Below are 7,363 nucleotides of genomic sequence, written 5' to 3'. Positions count from 1 at the left end.
GCCGTCGACTCTTAACCTTTGCAGGACCCCTCAGTGCCTTCCGGTGACACGATTCGCGGCCACCACGACGAGCGAGCCGTTAAGACGGCGAGCGCTCCAGCCGGCCTTGGCCGGCGGCAGCGAGGCCGCGCAGCGGCCGAGCTTAGCCCAGCGCGTAAGCGCTGGGTAGATCACCAAAATGAATGGGAGCCCGCTTTAGCGGGCGACACGGCCAAAGCGAGGGCGTGAGCCCGAGCGAATAAACCACTACGACCGCGCCGCCTTCATCACCGCTCGCTTCGCAAACACCCGCACCATCTCCCGCCTGTACTCCGGCGTGAGCGCGCTCGTTGTCAGCGGCTTCGCCGTCCGCGCCGCCAGCTCCCCCACGACCTCCGCCGCGTGCTCCAGCCCATCCCCCAGCGCCTTGCCCTTCAGCGCGTTGGGCGCGTCCTTGATCAGCGCCGGCATCGGATTCACCGCCGTGATCGCCACCCGCGCGTCCTCGACCGCGCCATTCTTTTTCATCGCCACCGCCACGCCCGCCAGCGGGTAATCGATCGACCCTCTCAGCCGCAGCTTCAGGTACGCGCCCTTCCAGCCCGCGGTCTCCTCTGGCAGGAAGACCTTGGTCAGGATCTCGCCCTTCTCCAGGTTCATCCGCGCGTCGCCCTCGCCGGTATAGAACTCCGCCAGCGGCACCACCCGTCGCCCGGTCTTGCTCACGATCTCGATCTCGGCGCCCAGGCACAGCAACGCCGGCGCCGTGTCGCCCGAAAACGCCGCCCAGCACTTCGTCCCGCCCGGCGCTACGTGGCACAGGTCGCCGTCCTTCTTGATGCAGAACCCGCAGCTCTTCCGCCACGTCAGCGATTGGTTGTACCAGAGGCACCGCGTGTCCAGGCAGATGTTCCCGCCCAGCGTCCCCATGTTCCGCAGGATGGGCGACGCGACCGTCATCGCCGCCTCGCGTAGCACCGGGTAATTTTTCTCGATGTACCCCGAGTCCTCGATCGTCGTCAGCGTCGTCAGCGCGCCGATCTCCACGCCCTGCCCCGGCTTCACCTTGATGCCCCGCAGGTCCCCGATGCCCGAGATGTCGAGCACGTACTGCGGCGTGAACAGCCGCTGCCGCAGCGACGGGATCAGGTCCGTCCCGCCCGCCACGATCTGCGTCGTCCCCGCATTCGCCGACAGGTACGCCATCGCCTCTTGCAGCGTCCGCGGCTTGATCAGTTTGAATTCCGGAAGACTCAAATTGTCATCTGTCCTTTGTCATTTGTCATTCGGACGTCAGTCTCCCGCGACGGGACCGCTCTTCACGACAGCAGGGTCCTGTTTGTGCCGCTTCGGCCCCTTGCCCTTGAACCACAGGCTCCCGCCGTGCTCGCGGAACTTCGCTGGCGCCGTCGGGTCCACACCCTCGGTCATGTTGACCTGCTTCGCGCCGCCGCCCTTCTGCGCACGCAGCGCCGCCAGCACCCGCTCCGGCGTGAACGGCGCTTCGCGCAACCGCACTCCCACCGCGTCGTAGATCGCGTTCGCCACCGCCGGGATCGCCGCCGCCAAACTCCCCTCGCTCGCTTCCTTCGCGCCGAACGGACCCTCTGGGTCCACCGACTCCACGATGATGCACTCGATCTCCGGCGACTCCATCACGCTCGCCGACCGGTACTCCAGCAGCCCGGGGTTCATCAGCAGGCCGTCTTTCCACACCATCTCTTCCTGCAGCGCCTGCCCCAGCCCCATCCACACCGACCCGATGACCTGCCCTTCCACGCTCACCGGGTTCAGCGCCCGCCCGCAGTCGTGCGCCGCCCACACCTTCTGCACCGTCACGACGCCGGTCTCTTCATCGACCGTGACCTCGGCCACCTGTGCCGAGTACGAGTACGCCGGCGACGGCCCCACGCCGCCGCCCTTATGCTTCCCGCCGCGCGCTTCCTGCGGCGGCGCATACGAACCCGTCCCGGTCAGCGACCGATGCTCCGCCATCGCCGTCGCCACCGCCTCCTCGAACGTCATGTATTCCAGCGCCTCGTCTGACGTGCGCTTCATCTGCACCTTGTCGCGCAGCACCTGGCCGTCTTCGATCTTGCGCGTCTCGCGCGCCCGCAGCAGCTCGTGCGCCCGGTGCTCCTCGCCCTCCGGCACCACCCCCCGCTTCCACACGAAATCGTCGCGCATGATCACGTCGCGCGCGTCGCAGCGCAGACGCCGCGCCACCGCCGGCAGCATCTTCTGCTTCACATCCTCGGCCGCCCGCAGCGCCGCGTTCCCGTTCATGAACGTCACCCGGCTCGAATACGACCCGATGTCCACCGGTGTCAGGTCGGTGTCCGCGGCGATCACCTTCACCCGCCCCAGCCCCACGCCCAGCACCTCGGCCACCACCTGCGCCACCATCGTGTCCGACCCCTGCCCGATCTCGCTCGCGCCCGTGTAGATCACCACGCCTCCGTCGCGGTCCAGCTTCAGGTTCACCGTCGAGTGCGGCATGTCCGACCGGATGATCGAGTTCGCCGCGCCGCTCACGTAGTGCGAGCACGCAATGCCCAGCCCTCGCCCGCGTCCCAGCTTGCCCTTGCGGTACGCCCACCCCGACCGCTCCACCGTCTTGTCGATGCACTCCGGCAGGCCGTAGCTCTGCACCCGCAGCCCGTTCACCGTGATGGTCGGCGGCTTCAGCAGGTTCCTCCGCCGGATGGTCGCGCCGTCCAGCCCGATCTTCGCCGCCAGCTCGTCCAGCTGCGACTCGAACGCGAAACGCACGTTCACCGTGCCGTGGCCGCGCATCGCGCCGCACGCCGGCTTGTTCGTCAGCACGCGGTAGCCGTCGTACCGGATGTGCGGGATGTCGTACAGCGCGCCCAGCAGTGCGCCCGAATAAAGGATGGTGACCACGCCATACGAGCAGTACGCGCCGCCGTCCTGGATCACCCTCGCCGCCACCGCCGTGATCCGCCCGTCCTTGCGCACCCCCGTCTTCAGGTCCACGATCGTCCGCGGCCGCCCCCGATGCGCCCAGAACACCTCCTCGCGCGTGTACGTGATCTTCACCGGCGCCTTCGCTTTCCGCGCCGCTACCGCCGCGATGATCTCCAGCGGGATCACCTCGCTCTTCCCGCCGAACCCGCCGCCCACCAGCGGCTTGATCACCCGGATCTGCGACATCGGCAGCTCCAGCACGATCGAGAGCTTGTGCTGCAGGTAGTACGGCACCTGCGTCGACGACCACACCGTCAGCTTCGTCGGCTGCCCCGTCTGCGCGTCGATGTCGAACTGCGCCAGCGTCGAGTGCGGCTCCATCGCCGCGTGCGTCACCTCGTTGGCGATGTAGCGCGCCTCCATCACCTCGTCCGCCTCGGCAAAGCCCGCGTCCGGGTCGCCGAACACGTGGTGGTAATCCTTCTCGATGTTGTTTGCCTTGTGGTCGTGGATCAGGTCGGCCGTCGCCTTCATCGACTCTTCCGGGTCGAAGTACGCCGGCAGCGACTCGTACTCCACCTCGATCAGCTCCAGCGCCTTCTCCGCCGTCTGCTCATCCACCGCCACCACGCACGCCACGTTGTCCCCGACGTACCGCACCTTGTCCACCGCCAGCGCCGTCTCGTCATGCCCGACGGGAAGAATGCCGTACTTGTTCGGCGCATCGGTCCCGACGACCACCGTCACCACGCCGTCCAGCATCAGCGCGCGCGACGCATTGATGCTCTTGATCTTCGCGTGCGGCAGCGTCGCGTGCAGGATCTTTCCGATCAGCATCCCCGGGACCGCTAGGTCGTCGGTGTACTTCCCCGACCCCGTCGTCTTCCCCGCGGAATCGATCATCGCGATCCGCTTCCCGATCACCGAGAACTGATTCCCGTTTTTCCCGTTATCGCCCATCAGAGGATCTCGTAGTGCACCACGTTCTTCTCGAACTCCAGCAGAAACTGCCGGTCTTCCTCGTAATACTTGGCCCGCTCGATCTCTTTACCCGCGAACTGCTCGATCGCCGCCCGCGACTCCCAGAACGTCAGCGTCATGAAGTGTGTCCGCTCGCCTTCTTCGCGCCGCAGGATGTACACGCCTTGGTTCCCCGCCACGCTCATGTAGTCCGGCACCGCTCTCGCCCGCAGGAACTCCGCGTACGCGTCCCCGTCACTCGCCTTCGTCACTCCGTGCCACATCCTCGCGATCATCGGCCACTCACGACCTGCAACTACTTCGCCGCCGCCATCCCCTTCTGCTCCGCCTCGATCGCCGCCTTCACCGCCTCGTACATCTGCGTGTATCCCGTGCAGCGGCACAGGTTGCTCGAGAGCGACCGCCGTATCTCCTCGTCCGTCGGCTCCGGATTCGCCGCCAGCACCGCCTTCACCGTCATCAGGAACCCAGGCGTGCAGTACCCGCACTGCGCCCCGCCCCAGTCGCCGTACGCCTTCTGGATCGCGTTCAGCGCGCCGTGCTCGGTGATGCCCTCGATCGTCAGCACCTCGTACTCGTCGCCCGCCACGCTCGCCGCCAGCACCGTGCACGCCAGCACCGGCACGTGGTTCACCTGCACCGTACACGCCCCGCACGACGAGTCGTCGCACCCGCGCTTCGACCCCGTCAGCCCCAGGTCCTCGCGCAGCACGTCGAGCAGCAGCTTGTTCGGCGGGATCGCCACCTCCCGCTTCCGCCCGTTCACTCGAAGCTCGATCAGCTCTTTCTTCATCAGTCCCCGGCCACTCGCAACTCGCGGCTCACAACTCGCAACTAGTAGGTCGGCACCTTCGGGTCCACCTTCTTCGACCACGCATCGATCCCGCCTCGCACCGACTGCGCCTTCTCGAACCCGTGCTCGCGCAGCCAGTTCGTCACCTTCAGCGACCGCACCCCGTGATGGCACAGCACGAGGATGTTCTTGTCCGGATCCAGTTCCTGCTGCCGCGACGCCACGTCCCCCATCGGAATGTTCTTCGCCCCGGCCACGCTCGCCGTCTGCACCTCCCACGGCTCGCGCACGTCGATCAACACCGCTTCCCCTTGATCCAGTTTCTGCTTCGCCTCTTCCGGCGTGATCTCGATCGACACTTCCATGGCTCCTGTTGATTTCGTTGTCGCCGCCGTCGCGGCCCCCGTGGAGGCTGGCGCCGCCGGCGTCGCCGCCGTCTGCTGCTTCTTCTCCCCGCACCCCACCAGTAACCCAAGCCCCACAAACACGATAGATATTGCCTTCATGACCCCTTCTTGTTCCCAATCGGCAATCGGCAATCGGCGATTGGCGATCTCAGTATCCAAAGTCCGCCGGCGCTGCGTACGCGTGCTTCTTCACTGCCAACTCTTCCACGCGGCACCCGCCCAGCAATCCGACGTACTCCGCACGGTCACGCACGCCGTGCACCCACTTCTCCACCCAGCGCGCAAAGTCTTCCGCGGTCTTCGTCTGTTCATGATACTGCCTGAAGTACGCGTCATCGCGCGCGTAATATCCCTGCACCGGCGAGGGATGTCCCCCCATCCGCGCCTCCACCACCGCGCTCACCAGGAACCCGGGGATGACCGTCCGGTTCGGGTCGCTCGCGATGACCTCCGCCGGCACGATCTCCTCGCACGTCACGACCACCCGCTTCGCCGCCCGCACCGCCTCCAGCATCACCCCAAAGTTCCCCCAGCAGTGCGCATTCCCGTTCTCATCCGCCCGCTGCACGTGGACGATCGCCACATCCGGCACGATCGCCTTCACGGCATGCAGCCGCTCGGTTTCATTTGTCATTTGTCCTTTGTCATTTGTCATTCCGAACGGGTTACGGACCTCTGCGAAGAATGGATTGTTTCGCGCCACATCACTCCCCAGCGCCGTCCGCGTCGGCAGGAACGGCACTCCCATCGCCGCCGCCTGCAGCCCGAGCGCCACCGAGAAGTTCGTCATGTTGACGACCTCGATCGCTCCCGACTCCGCCGCCCGCCGGAAGTTGTACGCCGAGCCCATCATCACGTTCCCCACCCACGCCGCGATCACCCGCTCCGCGCACCCCGCGCCGATCACCTGGTCGAACAGCACGTCCGAGATCGGCCCGATCAGCGTCAGCCCGCGCTTCTTCTGCCGGATCAGCTCGTGCCCCGCCGCGAACGGGATCATCTGCTCCATCTGGCAGCCCATCGCGACGCTCGCGCCCTCCGGCACCAGCTCCGCCACCGCCTCCCGCATTGTGCGCAGCTTACTCATTGATTCCTTCGACAGCCTTGTCATCTACACATCGCACAAGCGTGCCGGGGTCGAATTCCCATAGCTCATCCTCAGACACCGATTGCTCCAAGATGCGGAAGTAGCCGCCCTTGACGTGTTCGCTGCGACGGGTCGCCAGACATCCGTCGCTTCGTCGAGCAACTTCACGTATATCGTGACTTGTTCGGGCATTTCTCTGTGTCTCTGTGTCTCTGTGGTAGGCTTTCTCCCGCGGTTTTCAATCGGCAATCGGCAATTGGCGATCGGCAATCACTTCCCGCTCCACTTCGGCCTTCTCTTCTCCATCCACGCCGCGATACCTTCCTTGCAGTCCGCCGTCTTCACTAGCTCATCCAGATAGATCTTCTCCGCCCGCGCCAGCCCCTTCTCGAAGTGGACCGCCTCCCACGCGTACAGCGCCTTCTTCGTCAGCGCCACCGCCGCCGGCGACAGCTCCGCCAGCCGCGACGTCAGCTCGCGCGACCGCGCCTCCACCTGCCGCGCCCCGCACACCACGTTCGCCAACCCTATCCGCTCCGCCTCCGCCCCCGAGATCGTCTTTCCCGTCAGCACCAGCTCCGCCGCCCGCTTCTGCCCCACCAGCACCGGCAGCGCCACCGCCGCCACCGGCGGGAAACACGCCAGCGTGATCTCCGGGAATCCCCACACCGCATCGCCGGCCGTGATGACCACGTCGCACACCACCGCCAGCTCCGCTCCGCCGCCCAGGCAGTTGCCCTTCACCTCCGCGACCAGCACCTTCCGGCTCGCGACCATCGTCCGCACCACCGCGTGGAACTTCTCCAGCATCCCGCGCACCTTGTCCGGCGTGTGCGCCGCGATGTCCACTCCCGCCGAGAACGCCTTCTCGCTCCCCCCGATCACGATCGCCGCCACGTCCGCGCGTTTCTCCAGCTCCGCCAGCGCGCCGACCAACTCCTCCATCATCGGCACGTCGATGACGTTCTGCGACCGGTTCGCCAGCGTGATCCGCGCCGCCGGCGCCGTGTGCTCGACCTTGATCTTGCCAAATGTCATTGTCATTCTGAGCGAGGCGCGGGCGAACTATCCCCGCGCCGAGTCGAAGAACCCCTACCGCCAGCATCCTCTGCGATGAGCCGAGTCCAATCGGCAATCGGCGATTGGCAATTGGCAATCACCCGGTCCAGAATCCTTCCTTGTCGTACT

7 protein-coding genes are annotated in these 7,363 nt (G+C 66.2%); all 7 read right to left on the bottom strand.

Annotated features, from left to right (window positions below; translation table 11 throughout):
- Positions 1–246: 246 nt before the first annotated feature.
- Positions 247–1,236 (bottom strand): FAD binding domain-containing protein, encoded by a 990-nt coding sequence (locus VLA96_03225; protein ID HSE48200.1) that lies wholly within the window; start codon positions 1,234–1,236, stop codon positions 247–249.
- Between the two features lie 36 nt (positions 1,237–1,272).
- Positions 1,273–3,831, bottom strand: a complete 2,559-nt coding sequence (locus tag VLA96_03220; protein HSE48199.1) for a molybdopterin cofactor-binding domain-containing protein — start codon at positions 3,829–3,831, stop codon at positions 1,273–1,275.
- Positions 3,832–3,866: 35 nt separating this feature from the next.
- Entirely contained in the window at positions 3,867–4,163 is a 297-nt protein-coding gene (locus VLA96_03215) for an antibiotic biosynthesis monooxygenase (protein HSE48198.1), read from the bottom strand.
- 20 nt (positions 4,164–4,183) lie between these two features.
- Positions 4,184–4,681, bottom strand: a complete 498-nt coding sequence (locus VLA96_03210; protein ID HSE48197.1) for a (2Fe-2S)-binding protein — start codon at positions 4,679–4,681, stop codon at positions 4,184–4,186.
- Between the two features lie 41 nt (positions 4,682–4,722).
- Positions 4,723–5,187, bottom strand: a complete 465-nt coding sequence (locus tag VLA96_03205) for a rhodanese-like domain-containing protein (GenBank protein HSE48196.1) — start codon at positions 5,185–5,187, stop codon at positions 4,723–4,725.
- Positions 5,188–5,236: 49 nt separating this feature from the next.
- The gene (locus tag VLA96_03200; protein HSE48195.1) at positions 5,237–6,175 is read right to left on the bottom strand and encodes a CoA-transferase; all 939 of its coding nucleotides are present in this window, start codon (positions 6,173–6,175) and stop codon (positions 5,237–5,239) included.
- Positions 6,176–6,445: 270 nt separating this feature from the next.
- Positions 6,446–7,213, bottom strand: a complete 768-nt coding sequence (locus tag VLA96_03195; GenBank protein HSE48194.1) for an enoyl-CoA hydratase/isomerase family protein — start codon at positions 7,211–7,213, stop codon at positions 6,446–6,448.
- Positions 7,214–7,363: the final 150 nt, after the last annotated feature.

Source organism: Terriglobales bacterium, from assembly GCA_035457425.1.
GTDB lineage: Bacteria > Acidobacteriota > Terriglobia > Terriglobales > Acidobacteriaceae > JACPNR01.
Note: the sequence above shows the minus strand (reverse complement) of the source record. Positions and strands in the feature narration are given on the sequence as shown.